The organism is Natronosalvus rutilus, assembly GCF_024204665.1.
GTDB classification, from domain to species: domain Archaea; phylum Halobacteriota; class Halobacteria; order Halobacteriales; family Natrialbaceae; genus Natronosalvus; species Natronosalvus rutilus.
In genome coordinates this window covers 2,357,209-2,380,235 of the sequence record NZ_CP100355.1, presented here as the reverse complement: position 1 = coordinate 2,380,235, position 23,027 = coordinate 2,357,209, and the positions used below count along the sequence as shown (strand labels likewise).

The window sequence follows — 23,027 nt, the reverse complement described above, 5'->3', positions numbered from 1 at the left end:
CTCTCGGCAACCGCTACTCGAACTCGTCGAGGGAGGCCTGTCCGGAGCCCCGAACCGACGTCTCGCGGTTCGCTCGTTTTTCGCCGTCATCGTCGGTAGACCGTTGATCCCCGTCCTGACCGCCCGAATCCGACGCGAGAGCGGTTTCGAGGTCGAGTTGCTCTACGGCGTCGGTCACCCTTTCGGTGGGTGAACTCGAGTCCGCCCCGCCAAGCGTGTCGTTCTCGTCGTCATTGCCGTCGTCGGTACTCGAGTCCGCCTCGTTCGATCCCGCTCGATCCCCCCAGTCGACACTATCTAGGCTCGCCTGGTCAGCCTCGCTGAACTCGAGGTTCGCCACCCTGACGCCGAGTTTACGCACGGGATCGGACTCGAATTCGGCGAACAGGTCCAGGGCAATCTCCCGGACGAGGTCGGGTTCGTCGACCGGTCCGGGCAACGAGCGCTCGCGCGTGTTGACCTCGTAGGGCGGACGAACGGCCTTCACGCCCACGGTTCGGTACAATGCGCCCTCCCGTCGGGCTCGGTCAGCGACGGCCGCCGCGAGCGTCTCCACCAGCTCGAATTTCGGCTCGCGCTCCTCGACAGGGCCGTCAAACGCCGACTCCCGCGAGAAGCTCTTGGGAAGCCCCTTCGGTTCGACGCGGCGGTCGTCGTCTCCTCGTGCGCGCTCGTAGAGTTCGCGGCCGCGCTCGCCGAATCGGTCGACGAGGGGCTCCGGATCGGTGGCAGCGACGTCCGCCGCCGTCTCGAGCTCCATCGACCGCAGTTCGCGGGCCGTCACGGGGCCGACGCCGTGGAGCAAGTCGACCTCGAGCGGTGCCAGGAACTCCCAAACCTCACCCGGACGAACGACGGTCAGGCCGTCGGGTTTGTCGAAGTCGCTGGCGATTTTGGCCGCGCTCATCGAGGGTGCGACGCCGACGCTGACGGTGATGCCGACCTCGCGACGAATGCGGTCTTTGACGTGGCGGGCGAAGCCGTCGACGACCGACCAGGCGGTGCGCTCGGTCACGTCCAGGTAGGCCTCGTCGACGCTCACCTCCCGGACGACGTCGGCACAGTCGTGGAGGATGTCCTTCACCTCGGCGGCGACCGACTGGTAGTAGTCCATGTCGACCGGACGGTAGTGGCCGGTTTCCTCGACGGCAAGGTCTAAGTCGGGGTCGTCTTCGATGTCGATCCGCCGGGGCAGCGCCTCGAGCGCCGTCGAGATGGCCTGGGCGCTCTCGACGCCGAACGCGCGGGCCTCGTAGCTGGCGGTGGCGACGGCCCCCACTGAGTCACCGGGTTCGTAGCCCATGCCGACGACGACCGGTTCGTCCTCGAGGTCGGGTTCGCGGAGGCGCTCGCAGGCGGCGTAGAAGCAGTCGGCGTCGACGTGGAGGACGATGCGGTCCTCGCTCTCGTCGGAGCGGTCGACGCCGGGGAGGTACGGTTCGTTGGCCATGGGCTGGGGGAATTCGGACGCGTTCTCGCTGAGATTTCGACTCGGAGGCCGTGAAGGTTCCGCCCGCGGGTTCGTGTTCGTGGTGGACATGCTCGTGGTGGACATGCTATAGTATCTATAGTACTATCGAGACGCCAGCCGTTCCCACCAGGCCCTCGTCACGGTCTGCCGGTACGCCCGCACTTTTGATCCCCGAGCGAAAGCCCCTGACATGAGCACCGACTACGACCTCGATCGATTCGACTCGAGACGCTCCTCGGTCCACGCCACCGGCGGGATGGTCGCCACGAGCCAGCCGCTGGCAGCCCAGGCTGGCCTCTCGATCCTCGAGGACGGTGGGAACGCCTTCGACGCGGCCGTCGCCACCGCGGCCGCGCTGAACGTCGTTGAACCCACCTCGACCGGCCTCGGTGGCGACGTCTTCGCCCTTTACCGAACCGCCGACGGTGAGGTCGGCGCCATGCGCGCCTGCGGTAGCGCCCCCGCCGAGGCGACCATCGAGAATGTGACGCGCTCCGTCCAGGAACGTGAGAACGCCGCCGACTGGTACCCCGAATCCAGGGGCTACGCCGTTGACGACACCACGAGCGACGACCTCGAGATGCCGTTCTTAGGCCCGCACGCGGTCACAGTTCCGGGGACGGCCCGCGGCTGGGAGGCCACCGTCGAAGAACTGGGGACGCTGACGCTCGCTGACGTCCTCGAGCCGGCTATCCACTACGCCCTCGAGGGGTACCCCGTCTCGGAGGTCATCTCCTATTACTGGCAGGGTGCACCCCGCCTCTTTACCGACGACCATGCCCGCGAGGCCTACCTGTTCGACGGCGAAGCGCCCGATCCAGGTCAGGTCGTTACGCTCGAGCGCCTGGGCGAGTCGATGCGAACGATCGCCGAGGAGGGCGCGGACGTGGTCTACGAGGGGGAGATCGGCGAAGCCATCGCCGACGAGGTGCAGTCGAAGGGCGGTTTTCTCACAATTTCGGACCTCGCCGCCTTCGAACCCGAGTTCATCGAGCCTGTGAGCACCTCCTACAACGGCGCGGAGATTTTCGAACTGCCGCCGAACAACCAGGGGCTGATCGCGCTCGAGGCGCTGAACATCGCGGAGGAAATCGGTGCGGGCGATCACGCGTACGACTCCCCCGAGCGGGTGCACGCGTTCGCAGAGGCGACGAAACTCGCGTTCATCGACGGGCATCACTACATCACTGACCCCGACTACGAGACGGTGCCGCCGCTGGCATCGAAGGACTACGCCCGCGAGCGCGCCGCGGCGATCGGCGAGCGGGCGATCCAGGACCCCGCGGTGGGCGTACCGACGAAGGCCGCCGAGGACGCCGACACCGTGCTCCTGACTGTCGGCGACGCGGAAGGCAACCTCGTCTCCTACATCAACTCCCGCTTCGCCGGCTTCGGGAGCGGCCTGGTCGCCGGCGACACCGGCATTGCCCTCCAGAACCGCGGCGCCTCGTTCTCGCTCGATCCCGAGCATCCGAACCGCCTCGAGCCCGGCAAACGCCCCTTCCACACCCTCGTGCCGGCCATCGCGAAGTTCGACGAGGACGACTGGGCGGCCTTCGGCGTGATGGGGGGATACATGCAACCCCAGGGCCACGTCCAGGTCGTTTCGAACCTGGTCGACTACGGGATGGGCGCCCAGGAAGCACTCGACGCGCCGCGCTGGCGGTATCGCGAGGAGGGGTCCCTCGGTGTCGAGGAGCGGTTCCCGAACCAGACCGGGCTGGTGCGCAAGGGCCACGACGTCCAGGTGTTCCCGCCCGTGATGTTCGGCGGTGCACAGCTCGTTCGCCACACTGGCGACGTACTCACCGGGGCAACAGAACCGCGAAAAGACGGGCAGGCAGTCGGGTTCTAGGGACCAAAGGGCCGCTCGAGATTGGTCGACGGTCCACCTCGACTATCGACTACCCGCTCCAGGTGCCGCCGAGGTCGTCGGCGACGTTGTAGCGCCAGTTGTCGAACTCGATCTCACACTCGGGGTTGACGCCGATGTGGTCCACGAATCCGGCGCCCGGGTCGCTCAGTTCGCCGCCGCAGAACGGGCAGGTCGCGGTGTCGTTCCAGTGTGTTGCGTGCGTTGACATATACTGATCGTCCACAAATCTGTATATAGTTCTATTCCACTTACGTATAAAACACCTATTACGAGAATAAGGTCCATATATATCCTATCTAATCGTCTTCATAGCGAGGAGTCTGTCATCGTCCGTGTACCGAATCGTAGCAAGAGCCTACTCGATGTGAGCCGTTGGCTCGAGCGACCCGAATTCGACCGTCGAATCCCTCGATCCGACACGAGTCCCTCGACTCGACAACGAATCCTTGGGTCTAGCAACGACTCCCTGTGCCTGACAACGAACTCCGTAGCCTGACGTCGTGAATCCTATTCGAGACGTCGGCGACGTGACCTACCGAACCGGCGGAACTATACCGGAACCCTTCCAATTGGCTCGACGACAGATGACCCGTCCACCGCACGTCTCGAGACGACAGGTCCTCGCCGGGGGGAGCCTGGCCCTGGCAGGACTCGCCGGCTGTGCGCTCCCCGGGTACGGCACCTACTCGCGGGATCAGGACTCGTTCGACCCCGAGATCCTGCCTTACGACGAAACGTACCCGGACCGCGACGACGCGGCGATGTTTCGCCGCGGGCTCCGCCGACTCGGATACTACCCGGACGAGACCGTGCCGGAGTCGGTGGCGGTCAACTGGTCGCTCCCGGTCAACTACATCGGCCACACCGCGGCGAAGTCGAGTCCCCTGCCGACGCCCGACGGCGAGACGATCTTGATCCCGTCCGACACCGGCCGTATCCACGCGGTAACCCCGCACGGCGAGCACAGGTGGACGCGGATGACGGGCGCTTCGCGATCCCTGGGCTTTCATGGGACGCCAACAGTCATCGGCGACGTGGCCTACCTCGGGGGCTACGACGGCGACATGTACGCCTTCGATCCCAAAACCGGAGACGAGATCTGGCACACGACGGGCGGTCAACTCGACGGCTCCATCGCAATCGGCTCGAGCCCGGCCTACTGGGACGGCGTGATCTACGTCGTCACCGAGTACGCGAACCCGAACGCGGGGACGATGTGGGCCCTCGACGCCGGCACCGGCGAGCCACTGTGGAAGGACGACCGCCTGTGGGGGATGCCCCACCCCTCGACGGCTATCGACCCGGAAACCGAGCGGATGGTCACCGGGTCGAACGACGGCGTCGTCTACGCCTGGGAGTTTCCCTCCCTCGAGTTCGCCTGGCAATTCGAGACCGGCCACCACGTCAAAGGGACGATCCCGACTTACGACGGCGGCGCGTTCGTCGGTTCCTGGGACGGCTACTTCTACCGCCTCAATCTCGAGGATGGGAGCGAGGAGTGGTCGTTCGAGATCGGCGAGGTGGTCATGTCGAATCCGGGAATCGACCCGGAGACGAACGTCGTCTACACGGGCGGCGACGACTGGAACGTCTACGCGCTGGACGCCGACACGGGCGAGGAACTGTGGTCGACCCACGTCGAGGGCAACGTGCTGGGATCGCTGACGGTGACCGCCGACGCGGTGCTGGTGGGCTCCTATGATGGCCACCTCTACGCACTCGAGAAGGACACCGGAGACGTTCGTTGGAAAGTGATGAACCGCGGTCACGTGACCAGCGAACCGATTCCGCGCGACGGCCGGATCTACTACGCCGAACGAGCCAGAATCTCGAACTACTGGAGCGACACCGAGGAGGCGATCTTCGAGACACCCGGACACGCTTACTGTCTCGTCGAGGACGAGTAGCGGGTTTGGGGAGGGGAATGTGAACCCTCGAGGACCCGGATGGTGCGACTGCTGGCAGATACGGAGGTGGATTGCTCGAGGACACTTTCGGGCACTGTTTTGCGACGAAATCGCACGGCTATCAGGTGCGACTCAGTTCGTCCGCTCGAGCACGTTCGCCACGGTGAGGATGATATCGAGTTCGGTGGGGGATTCGACGAGTTCGACGACGCCCGCTTCCGAATCGTAGTGGATGAAGTCGTACTCGTCGGCTTTCTGGAGGTGGTTGTGATGAAGCGAGAGTTCGACGTTGTTCCACTTCTCGCCCGGACGGGGAGAGGACCCCTCGTCCGTTTCCATGTCCGCCACCGCATCCACTACCTCCTCGACTGGCACTGCGCCATCCTGTTCGTTGAGATAGTACAGCGCGTATCGGCGGCGCTTCTCGTTGAGAAGACCCAGCACATTGTCAACCGTTACCATTGACCGAATGGAGATTTCGAACGAGCATAAGTTGCGCGGTGGTAAGTTGTAGCCCGTTTGACGTAAAATTCTCCGATCGAAACGAGTTACGGTCGACCTTCCGTACGGTTTTGACCGGCGCACTGGCCCTGGCGTCTCCGATGCGGGTGTCCGAATGTACGACCGTCGCGTGCACATACACACCTGAACCTGAATTCACTCGACACGTGTTTTATACTGGTCATCGAGGCGAATACCCCAACCCACCGTGATCGGGGATGAAGCCGACAACTCGTGATTCAAACCGTTAAGTGACAATACGACTAATTAAGAGACAGCGATGGAATACAGTCACCGCTACCGTGCCTACCCGACACAAGAGGTAGCAGAACGACTGGAACACCATCTGGATGTTCATCGCCAACTCTACAACCACGTCCGCTGGGACTACGAGAACAGTCCAGAGGACGATAAGCCGAGTGAGTACGACCAGAATAACAAACTCCCCGAGTGGAAACGAAAATGGCTGGTGTTCAGCGAGCTACACTCGAAAGCCGCCCAAGCCACCGTCGCGCGCTTCCACCGCAATCTCTCAAACCTTCGTGAGAAGAAAGAGAAGGGATACAAGGTTGGTCGGCTCAAGCGCCAAGCACCCACCGAGTACCGGAGCGTGACGTACAACCAGTCTGGTTTCGACCGCGATGAAAAGAGGGGTCACGACAAGTACGCCTACGTCCGCTTCAGTAAAATCGGGTGGGTCAAAATCCGATACTCTCGTCCGATTCCGGACCATGCCACCATCAAAGAAGTCACGTTCAAGAAAGAGACGACCGGCGAGTGGTTCGTCTCGTTCAGTCTCGAAACCGATGAGGAACACGTTCCCGAGAAGCCCGCGCTGGACACGCTTGATGCGAGCAATAGCGTGGGAATCGACCTTGGTATCCTGAACTACATCCACACCAGCGACGGCAAGACTGTTGACTGGCTCGACTTTGAAGACGAGTACGAACGACTCCGCCGCGAACAGCGCAAGTTGTCTCGTAAGGAGAAAGGGTCGAGTAGTTACGAGAAGCAACGCCGGAAAGTGGCGAAGGTCAAGCGTCACATCCGACGAAAAGTACTGGATTACCAGCACAAGATTACGACGTGGCTTGTTCGTGAGTACGACGGTGTATTCGTGGAAGACTTGAACGTGAAGGGGATGCTCGAACAGTCGCATAACGCCCGCAACAAGCAGGACGCAGCGTGGCGACAATTCATCTCCCTCCTCGAATACAAAGCCGACCTATATGGTTGTCACGTCGTGCAGGTCGAACCAGAGGGGACGACGAAGGAGTGTGCTCGATGTGGTGTGGAGACAGCGAAGCCCATCTGGGTCAGGGAACACTCCTGCCCGAGCTGTGGGTTCGAGACGGACAGGGACGCGAACGCGGCGATGAACGTCCTCCAACGCGGCTTTTCTGAATTAGGGCTGGGATGGCCCGAATCAATGCCTGTGGAGACTGTGACCGCTACGGACACCACTGATTTCCAGCGTGTGTCTGCAAATCACGTCGTAGAAACAGGAAGCCTGTCCTCGTGAGAACAGGATTCCCCGCGCCACCGTGCGCGGGGTAACATTCAACACCTCGCTCGATGACGAACGTCCCATGTCCGAAAAAGCACTCTTCGGGTTGTTTCTCGGCGTCGTCGTCGTCTTGCTATTTGTGACGGGCATCGTCCTCATCACGTTCTGAGGGCGGTGTCCGCCGCGCAACCTCGCTCACGCGACGATCGCGTACGCGAACAGGAATCCGAAGTACGTCACCGCGAGTACGATCAGTGCACCTAACACGTAGCGCCTGTGTGCGCCGCGTTCCGCCGTTGCGACCGTCGCGTACGCTTCGCGCTCGTGATCGGTGAGTCGATCCGGATGCTCGAGGCCCCGGTGGAGCAGGCGACGCTCCTCCGTACTGAACGGACGGCCACAATCGGAGCAGCGCGGGGTTGAGACCGCCGGTTCCCTCCAGGTTTGGGTCAGATCGGATCGAGTCGCGTTCCCAGTTTCTGACCGAGTCACTCGACGGCCTCGTTTCTCGAGGCCCCCGTCGTCGTTCTCTGCCGTCTCGAGGTCGAAATCGTCGATCATACTGGTGTCAGCGTTCGGTAGCCGTCTCCTGAAACCGCACTGCGGCAACGTAGGTGACCAGAAACAGGATGGCGACCAGGGACAGGATGAGGCCGTAGACGACGATCAGCGAGAACGCATCCCACCCCCACGGGCGCTCGAGAAGCAGCCATCCAGCGAAGAACAGCAGGACGCCGAGGGGGACGAGGTTGCCGGAGATGTCCCGGATCGACTCCCTGGAGAGGCCGAGCACTGCCATAGCCTGCTTAGTCACACCGACCACGGCGATAAATGGAGGGGGCGTACCGGCGACCGACGACCGACGACCGACGAACGGGCCAGCGACCGGCGACGGGTGCGTCAACGGAACACGACCGACTGGACTGGTCCGGGGTATTTGACGCTCGAGCGCGTCAGCAATGTTCATGGGTCACCCCGGGCGACCGTCCGAGGATATCGACCGACGGCAGGCCGCTATCGCCGTCGCTCCGCTGGTAGCCGTCGGTCTCTTTGCGATTCTGCTGGTGGTGCTATGGGGGGCGAACTACCTCTGGGGGTTCGTCGTCGCGCTTCCCGTCTCGTTTTTCATCGCGCTCGCCTGGATCGCCTTCCGGTCTCGACCCGCGTCCTCGAGTTAGTCTACGACGGCCGGTGCGTTGGTCACGTCGTCTTCTCCCTCGTGGTTCACGAGCCACGTCTGGTACGTTTCTTCGTCGACGACGACGATCGTCGCCCGCATGTGAGCGTGCTGGGCACCACAGAACTCCGTGCACTGGACCTGGTAGGTGCCGGGTTCGTAGACGTTCGTTCGGATGGCGCTCTTCTGTTCGGGGAAGACGTCCTGACGAAGACCCAGACTGGGCACGGCGAAGCTGTGAATCACGTCCCTCGAGGTCATGACGAACGCGACGTCACGATCCGCAGGCACGACGATCACGTCCTGGGTCGTCACGTTCGCTTCCGGATAGGTGGCCTGCCAGCCCCACTGGTACGCCACGATTTCGACGACCATGTCGTCCTCCGCGACCTCGACCGGATTGTCGCCGGTCCCGGCCAGATCCTCGTCAGAGAGGACGCCCGGCGACAGGTACGGACTGGCGAGCACCGCATACGAGGAGACGCCGACGAACAGCAGGATGACCGCTGTCGCGACCGTCCAGGTAATCTCGAGGGCCGGATCCTCAGTGGTCGGGCGGGGATCCTCGTTGTCCCGAAACCGGACGACGGCGTACGAAAGGATGACCAGGACGAACAGCGTCAGCGGGAGCGCGACGTACAGCAACTGGACGTAGAGGCCGTCGATGAGGTCGCGGTTGGCCGACTGGGCGGCGACGGGCATCGTCATGGCGACCGATCCAACGGTCGCGACGATCAGCCACCGAACGAGACGGACGTAACGCCCCTCCATCCCGGCAATCGACCACGCTCGAGACCAAATAACCACCACGGTGGCGTCAGCGTAGCGAGAGGTTGCGTCGGCAGGGTTTCATTATGGAGTTCGTGGTAGCGTGGTGAGATCGACGCATGAGGAATCGACCGACAGTCGAGGCCCGGGTCTGCGTTCCGCGCTCGAGCGGCCGGCGAGCGGCGGAACGGAGGCCCTCGAGTCAGAGATGGTGGACCTCGAGGAGCGACCGCTCGAGTTCCGTCGCGAGGGTGGCACCGCTCGGGAGGTCCCTGCCGTGATGCCCGATCCCGCCCTCCTGCGTATCGGGCTCTTCGTCGCGATTTTGCTCGGCTGTCTCGTCATCGCTCACCGCGCGACCCGACACGGCGCTCGTCCGGACGGCGGGACCCACGTCAGTCGCGACCTGACGGTCGACGTCGCCAGCGTTCGGGCCGGACTCGAGCGCTGGACGACGACCACTAACCATCGCGAGATCGGCCTGCTGTACATTGCGTTCGGCACCCTCGCCGGCATCTGGGGCGGCATCGACGGGATGATGATGCGGACGGAGTTGCTCGTCCCCGCTGCCTCGGTCTGGAACGAACCGACGTACAACGAACTGTTCACGTCCCACGGCATCACGATGCTCTTCTTCTTCGTGACGCCCATCTTCTTCGGCATCGGGAACTACTTCCTGCCGCTCTTGCTGGGAGCCGACGACATGGCGTTCCCCCGACTCAACGCCATCGGGTTCTGGATGCTCCCGCCGGCCCTCCTGCTGGCTCGAGCGGGGCTCGTCTCGGAGGTAACGGCGAAGTTCCTCGGATTGCTGTTCGGCGAGAACGCGCTCGTCGACTTCTTCGGGGCGCTGAGCGAACCCGGGGTAGGGTGGACGTTGTACGTGCCGCTGTCGGTCCAGACGGCGAATCCGCAGATCGACCTCCTCCTCCTGGGGCTCCACCTGAGTGGCATCGCGACGACGCTCGCGGCGATTAACTTCATCGTCACCATCTTCTACGAACGCGCTGCGGACGTCACCTGGGCGCGCCTGGACATCTTCTCGTGGACGATCCTCACGACCAGTGCGCTCGTCGTCTTCGCGTTCCCGCTCCTGGGGAGCGCCATCGTCCTGTTGTTGCTCGACCGGAACGTCGGGACGACCTTCTACGCAATTGAGGGCGGCGGACCGTTGCTGTGGCAGCACCTCTTCTGGTTCTTCGGTCACCCCGAGGTGTACATTATCTTCCTCCCGGCGGCAGGGCTGATGAGCCTCATCTTGCCGAAGTTCTGCGGACGGACGCTCTTTGGCTACCAGTTCGTCGTCTACTCGACGCTGGCCATCGGCGTCCTCAGCTTCGGCGTGTGGGCCCACCACATGTTCGTCACGGGGATGGATCCCCGCCTCCGCGCCGGGTTCATGGTCACGACCATCGCCATCGCCGTCCCGAGCGCGATCAAGGTGTTCAACTGGATGACGACCATCTGGGACGGCACCGTCCGCCTGACGGCGCCGATGATTCTCTGTGTCGCCTCCATCCTCACCTTCGTCATCGCCGGCGTCACGGGGATTTTCCTCGCCGTGGTTCCCATCAACGTCACCTACCACGGGACCTACTACGTCGTCGGCCACTTCCACCTGATCGTGATGGGGATCATCCCGTTCATGATGTTCGCCGCGAGCTACTACTGGTACCCTATCATCACCGGCCGGCTGTTCGACCGCCGGCTGGCCCGTTTCCAGGCGGCCCTGCTCGTGGTCGGTTCGACGACCACCTTCACCGTCCTCGTGATCCTCGGCGTGCTCGAACTGCCCCGTCGCTACGCCGACTACCCGCCGGCGTACGCCCCCCTCCAGCAAATTGCCACGATCGGCGCCTACCTGATCGGCATCAGCGTCCTGCTGTGGCTCTACAACATGCTCTGGTCGTACTGGGCTGGCCCGCCGGTCGACGACGCCGACGTCTGGGACCTCAAGAAATCCGAGCAGTTCACCCGCGAGTGGCAGTGGTTCGAGCGCCGCCTCGAGGACGAGTACGGCATCGAACCGAGCGAACCGGCGACCACGAGGCCGGCGTCGACCACCGACCCCACAATCGGGAGTCCGTCGATCTCGAGGCAAATCCGTCCGCTGGTGGGATCGGTCACCGAGAACGTGTTCGTCGGGGCCGTCGCGGGACTGGTCGGGACCCTCCTGATGACCGTCGTGCTGGCCGTGGGCGTCGCCATCGGCGTCTTTCACCTCCAGGCGTTCACGGAACTGGCGGGCCTGATCGGCGCCCCCGAGCGCGCGTCCGTCGGGTACGCGCTGTTCGTCCTGGCCGGGTCGACCGTCTGGCCGCTGTTGTTCCTCACCATCGCTCGCTACCTCCCCGGTCGGACGCCCATCGCTCGCGGTCTCTCGTTCGCGACCATCGTCACTTCGGGATTCCTGCTCGCGTTTTACACCGACCAGGCTGGGCTCGCCCTCGTCGGCTACGTCGGCCTCTCGATACTCGCCCACTGGGCCTACGGCGTCGGCCTGGGTGCCGCGCTCGACTACGCCTCGTACAGATGGGACGTGGAGGTTTGATCGATGACGGCTCGAGACGACCGACGACCGCGCGAAACGAACGCCGAAAACGGAGGGGGACGGGACGATGAGTCCCGACTCTTCTCGTACGCGCTCCCGTTTCTCGCCGCGCTCTTTCTCGCGCTGGGGATCGCGGGAACTGTCCTCGGCGGCTGGTCGATCGTGCAACCCGCAATTGGGGGCTGTGCGGATCCCGTCATCGGCGTATCGACGCCCGAGGAAACCGAGCAGCGACTCTCGGACGTCGGTCCAGTCGTCGAGACGCTCGAGTTCGAGTCGCTCTCCGAGGCCGAACGACGCGCCGTTCTCGAGGCGATCGAGGATCCCCACCAGGAGGGAACCGTCGAGGGATCGTTCGACCACCGTAAGGCGTTCAACCGCGGCGTCGTGATCAGCGGCGGCGAGGTTGGCGAAGCGCGGTACGCGACCCTCCGCTCCGAGAGTCGGTGTCTCGGCGTCGATCCAGTCGCGCTCCCGCTGGGGCTCATCTCGTTGCTCGTCGGCGTCGGCGCGTTCACGCTCGTCGGCGTCGAGAACTATCCGTGGGAATTCCGGTGGTCGCCCGCTCGAGAACGATTGCGGGAGGGCGGGCGGTCCCGAGACGGTGAAGACGGCGATGACGGCGAAGGCCGCAAAGACAGCGAAGATCGCGAAGACGACAAAGACGACCGCGGTCGGAACGATAGCGAGGTGAGCCGAGACGCCGACGAGCGACGTTGGGACCGTCGCGAGCGCTGACTCAGACCGAAACGACCGCTCCGACGTACAGCGTGGCCACGAGGAAGAGCCAGACCGCGTCGACGAAGTGCCAGTACAGCCCCACGGTCGCGACGGACGTGTCTCGCTCGGGGGCGTACTGGCCGCGCGCACCGCGAACGAGGACGATCGAGAGCAACACCACGCCGAGGGCGACGTGGAGACCGTGAAGCCCCGTCAACCCGTAGAACGCGCTGGCGAACACCCCGTCGGTGATCGAGAACCCCTCGTGGACGACGAACTCGTAGTACTCGAGGGCCTGGCCGGCGAGGAAGACGACGCCCAGGAGGACGGTCAGGCCGAGAAGGCCGAGGAACGCCCGGTCGCGTCCGCGCTCGAGGAAGTCGTGGGCGAAGTGGAACGTGACGCTGCTGACGAGCAGGAGCGCGGTGTTGATTGCGACGAGGGAACCGAGCAGCGGCGGGAGGTCGGCGGGGGGCCACGTTCCGACGCGGACGAATACGTAGTATATGAAGCCGGCACCGAAGGTGCCGAGGTCGGTCGCGAGAAAGAGGATCATCGTCGTGACGTAGGTGCGTCGCGCCTCCGGGTCGGCTACGGAACGGTCCTGGTGACGGAGGAACGCCTGTCGGAGCCAGCCGAACAGTCCGGTTAGCAGGAGTCCGCCGCCGAGAAGCGCGACCGCGAAACCGAGGAAAGCCGGGACGGTCTCGACGCCGAACGCCAGGGCGAGAAGCGCGAATCCGACGTACAGCACGGCTGCGCCTGCGGCGCTCACGATGGGCCAGCCGCTTCGGTGGTGGGCATGATCGTCCCCGTCGCCGTCACCGGAGGTGTCTGGCGTGTTTGGGGGGTCTGATCGAGCGTGTGGCGGCGGTGTCGACGTGATGTGGATCACCTGCTGGCTCGAACGCGGTGTCGTGTTCGCTGGATTCGAACGGTGCCGCGTTCGCTGGGTTCGCGCGACGCCGCGCTCGTTGTGCTCGAGCGACGCCGTATTCGAGCAATAGGGAATACACTCGAGCCAGGCCCAAGTAGCTAGCAGCCAGTCGGTTCGTGTGAGTGTCTCGCGTTTCGACTCCTGACCGATCGACCGGGTAGTTATCGGTGATCGGATGGCCCTTCGCTCGAGACGGCTGGTTCGGCCTCGGTTCGTTCGGCCCCAGGTGCCTCGGTTCCTTCAACGCTCGAGACCTCGGGCCGTCCGTCACGGTACTCCGTGAGCCGGGCCTGTCGAACCCCCGACGGCTGGCCGGTGAGGACGTAGGGAAGGAGGATATAGACCGCGTTGATCACGAGGATCAGCAAAATTGGGGCGAGGAACAGTCCGTAGAAGCCGAAGACGAGAGGGCCGACGATGTAGGAGACCAGGAGCATGCCCGTGTGGGTTTGCTTGCCGCTGATGTGGGCCCGAATGAAGAAGTCGGGGATGAAGTCGACGAGGACCGCGCTGACGGCCGCCAGTGCGCCAACTGGCACGAGGAGCGAGAGGTCGCCGGCCGCCCACGCGTTCGCCGCGAGGAGGACGATGACGGGGACGTAAACGAGTTTGATGCCGACGACCGGGATGAGGCTCCCGATACCGGTCAGCGCGCCGATCAGCGCCGGAAACGGAACGTCGACCGCAGCGGGGGCAAAGAAATTGTACGTGTAGAACGTCACGACGCCGACGATGGCCGTGACGAACACGTTGACGATGTTGCCAAAGAGCGTCATCGAGAGTTCGGGGTCCACGGCGCGAGCGTAAGCGCGCATGACGCCCGACTCGTCGTAGGTCTCGAGTGCCCACGAGACGAATCGCGGGCCGTCGATGAGCATGTAGTACACCAGCGTGACCATGATGATCAACTGGACGACTGCGCCGCTGACGAGGCTCACCGTTCCTCCGAGGCTCAATACCACGACGCCGAGGGATGCCTGCGAGGAGAGGTCCGTGACGATGCGTCGAATCTCGTCGAGGTCGAGGCCGGTCACGTCGATGTCCGTAATCACCTCGTCGAGAAACTGATCCTGCACGTTGTAGGCCTCGAGCAACGCCTGGGTCTCGATGACGATGATCGCGATCGTGTAGGTGATGAGCACGAGGAACGGCACGCCGAACAGGACGAGCGCGAGGATCGCCCGTGGCCGTCTCGGAACGTTGAACCGGTCGAGGGCTCGATAGATCGGGCGAACGGCGTAGTAGAGGAAGACCGCGAAGACGAGAACGCCGAGAAACGAGAGAGCAACGTGGGCGACCAACAGAAACAGGGCAGCGACGATCGATCCGACGGCGATCCGACGGCCGAACTCACGATCGCGTTCCATTGTCTCATACTACGACGGACGAGTATTTCACTCCACTGGCAGGTAACGCTGACTGCTCACTGATCGGACGCGAGACTCCACCGCCGAACCCCCGTGGTGGCTTTACGGTTCCGCCCGTCGAACCGAACAGTATGGCACGCTCGATTCTCGTCCCGCACGACGGATCCTCGCACGCACAGGCGGCCCTCGAGTACGCTCTCGAAACGTTTCCGGACGCCTCGATCGTCCTGTTTCACGCGATCGATCCGTTCGAGGTGACCCCGACCGAGGAACAGCTTTCGCCCCTGACTAACGCCTGGCTCGCCGACCAGGAGTCGGAGGCCGCCGATCTCTTCGCCGAAGCGAAGGCGTCGCTCGAGGGTGGCGACGCGTCAATCGAGACCGCCACCGCTGTCGGGTCGCCAGCCCAGTCGATCGTGGCCCACGCCGAGGACGCGGACGCCGACCAGATCGTCATGGGCAGCCGCGGACGCGGTGGCGCGGCCGGTCTACAGATGGGGAGTACGGCCGAAATCGTCGTCAAGCGAGCGAACGTTCCGGTGACGGTCGTTCGATAGTCGCCGAGTCTGCCGTCCGCCTGGAGCGGGAGTCCTTGAACCCGACCAGAGCTACTCGAGCAGCCCGCGCAACGTCGATTCCTCCTGCATCCCCACCAGCTGTTTGGCGGGCTGGCCGTTCTCGAAGAGGATCAACGTCGGGAGCCCGCGGACGCCGTACTGCTGGGCGACCCCCGGGAGCGCCTCGGTGTCAACTTTCGCGATCGTTCCCGACGTTTCGGCGGCGAGTCGGTCGAGGACGGGCGCGAGCATCTGACAGGGACCACACCAGTCGGCGTAGAAGTCGACGAGCACGCGACCGTGTTCCTGTAGCACCTGCTCGAAGTGCGACTGGCTCTCGACGGCGATCGGCTGGTCCGGACTCGATGCGTGCTGGTGGTCCTGTTCGGCTTTCGCCTTCAGTTCCTCGATCTTGCGTTCGCGTATGCGCTCGAGTTCGTCGTCTCCTTCCGGATTCGTCTCGTCGTCGGTGCTCATACGTCTCGCTCGTTCGCCGCGTCAAAAACGATTTCGCTGTGCTCGAGCTGCTCGAAGCGTCCGTCAGAACGGAAGTTTCGAACGGAGCCAGCCCAGGAAGCCGCTCGAGTCCTCGTCCTCGTCTCCGTCGTCCGTCGGAACGAGGTCCGTTTCCGTCGATTCGGCGTCAGAGACGACGAGTGCGGACTCCTCGCCTGATGTCGACTCCTCGTCTGACGCGGTCGACTCGAGGGAGTAGTCGACGCGCCCGGCTCGAGGGGTGGTGTCTGGTTCGGGAGCGCTCTCGTCATCGTCGTCGGCGTCGCCAACGTCACTGACGCTGTCCGGTTCGTCGACTGACTCGGCCCGCTCGGCTTCGGGTTTGGACTCTGCCTCGAATCCGGAGGCGGAATCGTCCTCGTGTTCGACGTTATCGTCGACATCGACATCGGCTTCGCCCATGTCCGCGCCCTCGCCCTCACCCTCGTCCTCGACCACGAACCCGGATTCAGTTTCAGGTTCGGGCTCGGATCCAGATTCCAACTCGGATTCAGGTTCGGACACGGACTCGGAATCGTCCTCGGCCCCATCTGTTCCCTGGATCGATTCCGTTTCCGTCGCTCCCGAATCGCCGTCGTCCACGGAAGACGAGTCGTCACCGCTGTCGATCCAGAGGAACTCGTCGGATCGCGTCCGACCGGTGAGCAACAGGTCGTCGAGCGCGCCCTCGTCGACCAGCTCGTCGTCGACGTCGTGATCCGGCTCGTCGTCCTCGTCGGCGCTCGCGATGATCTCCTCGGGGCTCTCGTCCTCGAGAACCTCGTCCATCCCGGGGTCGGCGGCGGCCTCGTCGCGAAGCTGACTGAAGAGGTCGGCGGCAGTCACGTCTTCGACGCCGTCACCGTGGGCCGTCTCGTCGGGGTCAACCGGCTCCTCGTCGGCCGAGTCGTCTTCGATTTCCCCGAAGAGCTCGTCCATGCTCGGACCGATATCGAAATCCCCCTCCCTCGATTTTTCATCGGTCGTACTATCGGTCATGTGCTCTTCTGTCCGAATAGATTATCAATCGGCATTAAACTTTGGAATATTAACAGTCACTGAAGTGTGATATTCGATCCTCGTTTCGAACGTCAGCGGTCGATTTCTGAAGTATACGTATCGATACACGAGATGCGAAAACGGATGGGAAATCAAGGTACGCAACGCGGTTGGCGCACTCGACGGGCCAAATCGGGAATCGTGAGAGTAAAATCCGGTGGTCGTCACGGTTCAGGCAGATGGCAGACCGTGGGTTCGATCTCGAGGAGCAATTGACGTTTCAGGCCGACGCCGACCGGCGGTGCTCGCTCGCGCCGGCCGACCGAATCGATTCCCGCGGCTACGTTTCCGAACCACCGAGAGGCGGCCTTCCGGTCCTCGAGGCCGACGAATTGCTCGTGTTCGGCTCGAACAACTACCTGGGGTTGACCGCGAACCAGCGAGTCCAGAACGCCGCGCGACAGGCCGCCGCCACCGTCGGGACCGGATCCGGGGGAAGCCGACTCACGACGGGCGACACGATGGTCCACCACGACCTCGAGCGACTGCTCGCCGAAACCTTCGAGACGGATCGCGCGCTCGCGTTCTCCTCGGGCTACGCTGCGAACGTCGGGACGATCACCGCCCTCGAGCCCGACGTCGTCTTCGTCGACGAGTACACCCACGTCAGCGCGTTCGACGGCTGTCGGCTCGCCGGGACCGAGGTCGTTCCGTACGGCCACTGCGATCCCGACGCTCTCCGCGAGGCGGTGGACGATGCTCTCGAGCGGCGTGCTATCGCTGAGGCCAGATCGAATACCGACGCCAACGCCGATGTCGACGTTGACACCAACGCCGGCGACGACACTGATGCCGACGCCGACACCAAGGCCAACGCCAACGCCGACGCAGACACTGGCGACGAATCCTGGCTCGTCGTCACCGATTCGGTCTTCAGCCAGGACGGGTGGGTCGCTCCACTCGAGGAACTCTGCGACGTCGCCGACTCGGTCGGCGCCTGGATCATGGTCGACGAGAGTCACGCGACCGGCCTCTACGTCCGCGGTGGTGGGATCGTCCAAGCCGAGGGTCTCGCCGACCGCGTCGACATCCAGATGGGGGCGCTCTCGACGGCGCTCGCCAGCCAGGGCGGCTACGTCGCGGGCGACGACGCGTTAATCGAGTGGCTGGCCGCTCGTGCGCCGCCATTCGTCGAGTCGACGGGTCTCACCCCAATGGCGGCCGCGGCGGCGAGCGAGGCGCTCCACCTCTCGAAACACGGCGACCACCGCGAATCCCTCTGGGAGAACGTCACGCGTCTCCGCGACGGCCTGCTGACGATGGGCTACGAGGTCGACGGCGATTCACAGATCCTACCGGTCTACGTCGAGACGCGGGACGTGGCCCGAGCCCTGGCGAACGACCTTCGCGACCGGGGCGTGATCGTTTCCGCCCCCGTTCGTACGAGGTCTGGAGGACACGCGTCCAGGAACGAAGTTCGGGAGGGGTACGTCTACGCGCTCCCGACGGCCGCCCATACCCGCGATGATCTCGTCGCCTGCCTCGAGGCGTTCCAGGACGCGGGCGAAGCCCTCGACCTCCTGTAGACGAATCGTATCGTCCTCGAGGTTCACTTTCGTCCTCGAGGCTCGCACTATCCCTCGAGAACCGCACACCCGAGCGGTTTAGCGGCTAGAAAAAGTCTGATAGGCCCGACTGTCCATCGTCGTCTTCGTCGTCTTTGTTCTCGTCGCTCTCGTCGCTCTCGTCGGCATCCGACGCACCATCGTCGGCCGCTGCGCTCGAGTCGCCACTCGTGCCCTTCCTCGAAGTCGCCTCGTCGTCGGCGTCCGAAGCCGAGGACCCCACGTCGAGAAGCGACGCGTTCGCCGAATCCGTAGATTCGTCGCTCGAGTCCACCTCGTCACTCGAACCGTCGTCGCTCCTGGCGTCCTCCCCACTCATGGCGTCCAGGTCGCTCGAGTCCTCGGCGTCCGCGCTACCGAAAAACGCGGATCCGGAGTGCGAGACCGTCTCCTCGGCCTGGCGTTCGGCGGCGTCCTCGACGATCGACTCGACCTTGTTGGTGTCGGCGCCGCTCCCGGTAATAAACGAAACCTCCTTCTCGTCGAGGTCGTAGGCGGCCGCCATCGCGACGGTCAACTCCCGATTTCGACAGAGGTGGGTCATGCTCGAGAGGAACGGCATGATCTCCCGGCGGACGGTGCCGATGCTCGCGCCCTCCCGGTCGGCGATCCGCTGGGCGATGGCGTCGCGCCGGTCCCGGGTGCCGCGGGTCCGTCCGAGCTTCGACCAGTAACTCGGCGGGCCGTACCGGGTCCACCCGCCTTTGGGCTCGCGCCTCGAGGCGGCGACGCCGGCGGCGATGTTGTCGGTCGCGTAGCGCCAGTACGAGTAGTCCTGGGTCGAGCGCACCCGGCCCAGCCAGCGGTCGGCGTTGCTCATGAACTCGTAGGCGTCGGCGAGTTCGCCACCCGAGTAGTCCTTCGGGACGTTGTCCTCGACCCAGTTCAACAGGTCGTCGGGCGTCTCGTCGGTGTCGTAGGCAGCCAACAGGGCGCCGTGGGCGTCCTTCTCCTTGATGAGCGCGTCGAGGAAGTCAAAGATGCCTTCCGTGCTGTCGCGCTCGCCGGTCACGACGTCGTCGACTGTCAGACGCTCGCTCCCCTCCGCGACCGCCTGCAGGTCGTTGACCGCGGACCGAAGGTCGCCGCTCGTCGCGTCGGCGATCTTGCGGAGGGCGTCGTCCTCGAACTCGATGCCCTCGCGTCGACAGATGTCCCGGAGGACGGGGACGATCGAGCGCGCCGAGACGTCGCGGAACTCGATGGTCTGACAGTAGTTTCGCAGCGAGTTGCTCATGTCGTAGAACTCGTTTGCCACGAGGACGATCGGCTGGCTGGCCGACTTAACTACCCGCGTGACCTCTCGAGAACCGCCGTAGTCGGCGTTGCCGTGGAAGTTGTCAGCCTCGTCGAGGATGACGAGGCGGCGACCGCCGCTGCCGCCGGTCAGCGTGCCGCTCTTCGAGGCCTCGCCGGCGACGCGCTTGATGACGTCGGCCTGGCGGTCGTCGCTGGCGTTGAGTTCCATCACCGGCCAGCCTATGTCGTTGGCCAGCGCGTGGGCGGCCGAGGTCTTCCCGATACCCGGACTGCCGTGGACGATGACGGGCTTTCGGTGCTCGTCCCACGTCTTCGCCCACTCCTCGAGTTTGTTGCGGGCCTTGTCGTTTCCCCGTACCTCCGACAGCGTCGTCGGGCGGTACGTTTCCGTCCAGTCGCTCATTGTCGAGGGTAGGGACGAGTCGCGTTTAGTGGTTGCGGAGCGTCACCCTCGACGACCGTCTCCAGCCGAGGCGAGACGTCACCTTCTCTCTACCCACGGCACTCGAGACTCGAGGCGACGCTCGTTCGGACGGATGGCGATATTTGCAGGTGGTGCGACTGTCGAACCGAGTTCTCGTCCGCTCGAAACCGCACGTTACGGCACCTCGACCGGCGAACGCTCCGAATCTCGGACGAACGCCTGGACGGTACAGGAAACAGTCTCTCGAGTGCTCTAGGGAGCGATTACCATCGTTTCATCGCCGAAACTGAACTTACACGCAGAATAAGCAAGAGGTCCGGTGGTGCCGAGGGTACTATGTCCCTCTGGCCCAGGCGGACCGTGATGGCTCTCGGTGCCTCGCTCGTCATCGGCAGTTTCCTCGGTGCGGCTAAAACGAGCGGCGGGGCCCATGCGAAGTCGACGGTCCCGATGGCGGTGACGTCTGCGGACGCCGATCACTGGACGTCCTACCACGGCACCCCTGGAAACACCGCCGCCCTCTCGGACTCGAGTCGATTTCCAGCGCCCGAGACGGTCGCCTGGGAATACGAGCAGGATGGCGACGTCGTCGTCGCCGATGGTACGGTCTACCTCCGGACGGGGGCTGGTGTCCACGCCCTCTCCGCCAGCGATGGGTCCATCCAGTGGGTACGAGAGGACGTCGGCGCCGACGGAACCCCTGCCGTCGTCGACGACACCGTCTACGTCGCTGGCGACCGAGTGACGGCGCTCGATGCCGACAGCGGCGATACCATCTGGTCGATGTCGTTCCGAACGAACGGCAAGATCCCAAGTCCGACCGTCGTCGACGGATCGATCTACGTGGTTGTCGACGGCGCTCTTCGCTCGCTCGACGCCGACGACGGGAGTCCCCAGTGGCGACGGAGTGGGGTCGACCTCGAGCGACAGGATGCCGACGTTGCGTCGTTCGTTTCGATTCCAGTCGCCGTCGCGAACGATCTCGTGTATGCCGCCGTTGGCGACGCCGGTTTCGTCGCGCTCGACGCCGAGTCGGGGGAGCCGGTGTGGGTCGTCCAGGAGGAGACTCCCTCGAGAGGCGAGGGACTTCCCTCAATCGTGGCGACTGAAGACCGCCTCTACGTGGCGTGGCTCGGCGACGGCGGCGATAGTGACGTCGACGACGGTGACGACGAGGGCGTCGACGGTGACAGCGACGAGGGGGAGGAAGAAGTGTGCCTGGTCCTCGATGCCAACGACGGAGCGGTCCTCGAGCGAGTCGAGTTGCGGTTCCCACTCGCGGCGACTGACACCGTCAGAGTCAGTGCCGAGCGACACGGCGTCTACGCGTACAACTACGAGACCGACCACAGCTGGACCGTCGGCGGGTCGATGGACGCGTGGGGACGACCGTCAATCGGTGGCCGCACGGTCGTCGTTCCGTACCACCCTGCCGACGGGGACCCCGCCATCTTCGGAGTCGACATCGAGACCGGCCTCGAGCAGTGGTCGTTACCGTTAGCAGCCGTCGGACTCGAGGACCCTCACGAGGCGAGGTGGCCCGACCTCACGTACGCGATCAGTGACGGAACGGTGTACCTCTCGGGGCACGGGAGCCTCGTCGCGCTCGAGCCAGCGACGGAGGTCGGCGCGGACCAATTCGGCGGGGACGAAGACGACGCGGCCGGTGTCGACACTATGGACGGCGACGAGGCGAGCGACACCGACGATGAACACGAATCGAGGCCGAACGAGGGTGTCGCGTCGGACGAAAGCGGCGACAGCGACACTACGGACGCCGACCATTCGTCGAACGCTACCGAAACCGACGATGGGACGCGCGAGGACGACACCGACGGCGCCGCATTCGACGATACCCACCAAAAGACGGACATCGAGAACGGCTCGTCTAACGACGAGGAAGACGGCACACCCGGGTTCACCGTCGGTACCGGACTCGTTAGCGGGGGACTCGTCCTCGAGTGGCTCCGCCGTCGATTACCCGCGAACAACTCGGAGCAGTAGTCCCGTCCGCTGGGACGTACGGACCTGTCAGCTGGAATGCACAGCCGCTGTTTTGGAACGTCGCGCAATCCCTATCCGGGAACGTCACGTACTCACATAACGCCCAAAGAGTGACGGTCCTCGTCGCGGAACGTCTCGCCGAATGTTCCCCGAGACGTTCGAAACCGATCGACTTCGGTTCGAGCCCTTGACGACCGACACGATCGCGCCCCTCGAGCTGTACGAGTACACGAACCCGGCCACTGACTTCGGGGCGGTCGCCACGCACCTCACGACCGACGTCCACGAGACGCCGAACGATGCTCGCGAGTACCTCCTCGAGTCCGAAGAGGGGTGGAACGATGATACGCGAGCGAACTGGGCGATCTATCCACTCAAGGGCGAACCCGCCGCCGGGGAGTTCGCCGGCGTCGCTAGCCTCATCCCGCTCTGGGAGAAGCGCACCGCCCGACTCGGCCTCTGGCTCCGCAAACCGTTCTGGGGACGCGGCTACTCGAGCGAGCGCGCTGCGGCGACCATGGCTATCGCGTTCGACCGCCTCGACCTCGAGGTGGTCTCCGTGGGCTACCTGAAAGGCAACGCAAAGTCGGAGCGGGCGATCGAGAAGTACGTCGAGCGGTACGGGGGGACGTACGACGGGGTGTTGCGAAACTGGGTGCCACTCGATGGCGAGATCCGCGACCTGCACCGGTACACGATCACCGCCGAGGCATGGGAGACGAATCGTCCCGAAACGGCGTATACGGTTCGTGAGTGAGGTGGTACTCGAGTGAACGTCGTTGCTCGGTGAGTGACGATGACCGAGTGAGCGACGTCGAAGGCACCAGCCAGGACGACCGAGATAGTCGACGAAGGATGAAGAAAGTTTAGGTCGCTCCCAC

At 64.2% G+C, this 23,027-nt stretch carries 22 protein-coding genes; 11 read left to right on the top strand and 11 right to left on the bottom strand.

Going from position 1 to position 23,027, the window contains the following annotated elements; translation table 11 throughout:
* Positions 1-13: 13 nt before the first annotated feature.
* A complete protein-coding gene (dinB, locus tag NGM29_RS11415; protein ID WP_254156310.1) occupies positions 14-1,450 on the bottom strand; it encodes a DNA polymerase IV in 1,437 nt (478 codons plus the stop codon).
* A gap of 211 nt (positions 1,451-1,661) precedes the next feature.
* On the opposite strand from dinB, the gene NGM29_RS11410 reads away from it, so the two are divergent.
* The gene (locus NGM29_RS11410) at positions 1,662-3,326 is read left to right on the top strand and encodes a gamma-glutamyltransferase family protein (protein ID WP_254156309.1); all 1,665 of its coding nucleotides are present in this window, start codon (positions 1,662-1,664) and stop codon (positions 3,324-3,326) included.
* A gap of 49 nt (positions 3,327-3,375) precedes the next feature.
* On the opposite strand, the gene NGM29_RS11405 is transcribed toward NGM29_RS11410, so the two are convergent.
* Positions 3,376-3,555, bottom strand: coding sequence for a DUF7501 family protein (locus NGM29_RS11405; protein WP_254156308.1), 180 nt, complete (start codon positions 3,553-3,555; stop codon positions 3,376-3,378).
* 376 nt (positions 3,556-3,931) lie between these two features.
* On the opposite strand from NGM29_RS11405, the gene NGM29_RS11400 reads away from it, so the two are divergent.
* Positions 3,932-5,254: an outer membrane protein assembly factor BamB family protein gene (locus NGM29_RS11400; protein WP_254156307.1), complete on the top strand. Its 1,323-nt coding sequence runs from the start codon at positions 3,932-3,934 to the stop codon at positions 5,252-5,254.
* A gap of 132 nt (positions 5,255-5,386) precedes the next feature.
* Here NGM29_RS11400 and NGM29_RS11395 read toward each other — a convergent pair whose 3' ends face one another.
* Positions 5,387-5,716, bottom strand: a complete 330-nt coding sequence (locus NGM29_RS11395; RefSeq protein WP_254156306.1) for a DUF7344 domain-containing protein — start codon at positions 5,714-5,716, stop codon at positions 5,387-5,389.
* 319 nt (positions 5,717-6,035) lie between these two features.
* Between NGM29_RS11395 and NGM29_RS11390 the strand changes: the two genes are divergently transcribed.
* Entirely contained in the window at positions 6,036-7,277 is a 1,242-nt protein-coding gene (locus NGM29_RS11390; RefSeq protein WP_254156305.1) for an RNA-guided endonuclease InsQ/TnpB family protein, read from the top strand.
* Between the two features lie 22 nt (positions 7,278-7,299).
* Positions 7,300-7,431, top strand: a complete 132-nt coding sequence (locus NGM29_RS21165; RefSeq protein WP_256548160.1) for a hypothetical protein — start codon at positions 7,300-7,302, stop codon at positions 7,429-7,431.
* A 26-nt stretch (positions 7,432-7,457) separates the two neighbouring features.
* Here NGM29_RS21165 and NGM29_RS11385 read toward each other — a convergent pair whose 3' ends face one another.
* Both NGM29_RS11385 and NGM29_RS11380 read right to left on the bottom strand, forming a co-directional pair.
* Entirely contained in the window at positions 7,458-7,823 is a 366-nt protein-coding gene (locus NGM29_RS11385; protein WP_254156304.1) for a hypothetical protein, read from the bottom strand.
* 7 nt (positions 7,824-7,830) lie between these two features.
* Entirely contained in the window at positions 7,831-8,076 is a 246-nt protein-coding gene (locus tag NGM29_RS11380; RefSeq protein ID WP_254156302.1) for a DUF6684 family protein, read from the bottom strand.
* 151 nt (positions 8,077-8,227) lie between these two features.
* On the opposite strand from NGM29_RS11380, the gene NGM29_RS11375 reads away from it, so the two are divergent.
* Positions 8,228-8,440, top strand: coding sequence for a DUF8142 family protein (locus NGM29_RS11375; RefSeq protein ID WP_254156301.1), 213 nt, complete (start codon positions 8,228-8,230; stop codon positions 8,438-8,440).
* On the opposite strand, the gene coxB is transcribed toward NGM29_RS11375, so the two are convergent.
* Complete coding sequence (coxB, locus tag NGM29_RS11370; RefSeq protein ID WP_254156300.1) at positions 8,437-9,210, bottom strand: cytochrome c oxidase subunit II; 774 nt, start codon at positions 9,208-9,210, stop codon at positions 8,437-8,439. The genes NGM29_RS11375 and coxB overlap by 4 nt on opposite strands.
* A 277-nt stretch (positions 9,211-9,487) precedes the next feature.
* On the opposite strand from coxB, the gene NGM29_RS11365 reads away from it, so the two are divergent.
* Positions 9,488-11,758: a DUF6789 family protein gene (locus NGM29_RS11365; protein WP_254160542.1), complete on the top strand. Its 2,271-nt coding sequence runs from the start codon at positions 9,488-9,490 to the stop codon at positions 11,756-11,758.
* Between the two features lie 3 nt (positions 11,759-11,761).
* Positions 11,762-12,496, top strand: a complete 735-nt coding sequence (locus NGM29_RS11360) for a hypothetical protein (RefSeq protein WP_254156299.1) — start codon at positions 11,762-11,764, stop codon at positions 12,494-12,496.
* Between the two features lies 1 nt (position 12,497).
* Here NGM29_RS11360 and NGM29_RS11355 read toward each other — a convergent pair whose 3' ends face one another.
* On the bottom strand, positions 12,498-13,364 hold the full coding sequence (locus tag NGM29_RS11355) for a cytochrome c oxidase subunit 3 (protein ID WP_425499262.1): 867 nt from the start codon (positions 13,362-13,364) through the stop codon (positions 12,498-12,500).
* Between the two features lie 212 nt (positions 13,365-13,576).
* Positions 13,577-14,782 carry an AI-2E family transporter gene (locus tag NGM29_RS11350; RefSeq protein ID WP_254156297.1) on the bottom strand — a complete coding sequence of 402 codons (1,206 nt, stop codon included), beginning with the start codon at positions 14,780-14,782 and terminating at the stop codon, positions 13,577-13,579.
* A gap of 131 nt (positions 14,783-14,913) precedes the next feature.
* Here NGM29_RS11350 and NGM29_RS11345 point away from each other — a divergent pair, with 131 nt between their 5' ends.
* Positions 14,914-15,339 (top strand): universal stress protein, encoded by a 426-nt coding sequence (locus NGM29_RS11345; RefSeq protein ID WP_254156295.1) that lies wholly within the window; start codon positions 14,914-14,916, stop codon positions 15,337-15,339.
* A 51-nt stretch (positions 15,340-15,390) separates the two neighbouring features.
* Here NGM29_RS11345 and trxA read toward each other — a convergent pair whose 3' ends face one another.
* Both trxA and NGM29_RS11335 read right to left on the bottom strand, forming a co-directional pair.
* Positions 15,391-15,816 carry a thioredoxin gene (gene trxA / locus NGM29_RS11340; protein WP_254156293.1) on the bottom strand — a complete coding sequence of 142 codons (426 nt, stop codon included), beginning with the start codon at positions 15,814-15,816 and terminating at the stop codon, positions 15,391-15,393.
* A 63-nt stretch (positions 15,817-15,879) separates the two neighbouring features.
* Entirely contained in the window at positions 15,880-16,833 is a 954-nt protein-coding gene (locus NGM29_RS11335) for a hypothetical protein (RefSeq protein ID WP_254156291.1), read from the bottom strand.
* A gap of 239 nt (positions 16,834-17,072) precedes the next feature.
* Here NGM29_RS11335 and NGM29_RS11330 point away from each other — a divergent pair, with 239 nt between their 5' ends.
* Positions 17,073-18,419, top strand: coding sequence for an aminotransferase class I/II-fold pyridoxal phosphate-dependent enzyme (locus NGM29_RS11330; RefSeq protein ID WP_254156289.1), 1,347 nt, complete (start codon positions 17,073-17,075; stop codon positions 18,417-18,419).
* A gap of 85 nt (positions 18,420-18,504) precedes the next feature.
* Here the strand turns inward: NGM29_RS11330 and NGM29_RS11325 are convergent, their stop codons facing one another.
* Positions 18,505-20,121: a replication factor C large subunit gene (locus tag NGM29_RS11325; protein ID WP_254156287.1), complete on the bottom strand. Its 1,617-nt coding sequence runs from the start codon at positions 20,119-20,121 to the stop codon at positions 18,505-18,507.
* Between the two features lie 357 nt (positions 20,122-20,478).
* Here NGM29_RS11325 and NGM29_RS11320 point away from each other — a divergent pair, with 357 nt between their 5' ends.
* Positions 20,479-22,146: an outer membrane protein assembly factor BamB family protein gene (locus NGM29_RS11320; protein ID WP_254156286.1), complete on the top strand. Its 1,668-nt coding sequence runs from the start codon at positions 20,479-20,481 to the stop codon at positions 22,144-22,146.
* Between the two features lie 142 nt (positions 22,147-22,288).
* The gene (locus NGM29_RS11315; RefSeq protein ID WP_256548158.1) at positions 22,289-22,903 is read left to right on the top strand and encodes a GNAT family N-acetyltransferase; all 615 of its coding nucleotides are present in this window, start codon (positions 22,289-22,291) and stop codon (positions 22,901-22,903) included.
* Positions 22,904-23,027 lie beyond the last annotated feature (124 nt).

Coding starts and splice junctions, on each gene's coding strand:
- dinB (WP_254156310.1), bottom strand. CDS start 1,450: ATGGCCAACGAACCGTACCTCCCCGGCGTCGACCGCTCCGACGAGAGC.
- NGM29_RS11315 (WP_256548158.1), top strand. CDS start 22,289: ATGTTCCCCGAGACGTTCGAAACCGATCGACTTCGGTTCGAGCCCTTG.
- NGM29_RS11365 (WP_254160542.1), top strand. CDS start 9,488: ATGCCCGATCCCGCCCTCCTGCGTATCGGGCTCTTCGTCGCGATTTTG.
- NGM29_RS11400 (WP_254156307.1), top strand. CDS start 3,932: ATGACCCGTCCACCGCACGTCTCGAGACGACAGGTCCTCGCCGGGGGG.
- NGM29_RS11360 (WP_254156299.1), top strand. CDS start 11,762: ATGACGGCTCGAGACGACCGACGACCGCGCGAAACGAACGCCGAAAAC.
- NGM29_RS11325 (WP_254156287.1), bottom strand. CDS start 20,121: ATGAGCGACTGGACGGAAACGTACCGCCCGACGACGCTGTCGGAGGTA.
- NGM29_RS11390 (WP_254156305.1), top strand. CDS start 6,036: ATGGAATACAGTCACCGCTACCGTGCCTACCCGACACAAGAGGTAGCA.
- NGM29_RS11385 (WP_254156304.1), bottom strand. CDS start 7,823: ATGATCGACGATTTCGACCTCGAGACGGCAGAGAACGACGACGGGGGC.
- NGM29_RS11410 (WP_254156309.1), top strand. CDS start 1,662: ATGAGCACCGACTACGACCTCGATCGATTCGACTCGAGACGCTCCTCG.
- trxA (WP_254156293.1), bottom strand. CDS start 15,816: ATGAGCACCGACGACGAGACGAATCCGGAAGGAGACGACGAACTCGAG.
- NGM29_RS11375 (WP_254156301.1), top strand. CDS start 8,228: ATGGGTCACCCCGGGCGACCGTCCGAGGATATCGACCGACGGCAGGCC.
- NGM29_RS11405 (WP_254156308.1), bottom strand. CDS start 3,555: ATGTCAACGCACGCAACACACTGGAACGACACCGCGACCTGCCCGTTC.
- coxB (WP_254156300.1), bottom strand. CDS start 9,210: ATGGAGGGGCGTTACGTCCGTCTCGTTCGGTGGCTGATCGTCGCGACC.
- NGM29_RS11345 (WP_254156295.1), top strand. CDS start 14,914: ATGGCACGCTCGATTCTCGTCCCGCACGACGGATCCTCGCACGCACAG.
- NGM29_RS11330 (WP_254156289.1), top strand. CDS start 17,073: ATGGCAGACCGTGGGTTCGATCTCGAGGAGCAATTGACGTTTCAGGCC.
- NGM29_RS11350 (WP_254156297.1), bottom strand. CDS start 14,782: ATGGAACGCGATCGTGAGTTCGGCCGTCGGATCGCCGTCGGATCGATC.
- NGM29_RS11335 (WP_254156291.1), bottom strand. CDS start 16,833: ATGACCGATAGTACGACCGATGAAAAATCGAGGGAGGGGGATTTCGAT.
- NGM29_RS11395 (WP_254156306.1), bottom strand. CDS start 5,716: ATGGTAACGGTTGACAATGTGCTGGGTCTTCTCAACGAGAAGCGCCGC.
- NGM29_RS11320 (WP_254156286.1), top strand. CDS start 20,479: ATGTCCCTCTGGCCCAGGCGGACCGTGATGGCTCTCGGTGCCTCGCTC.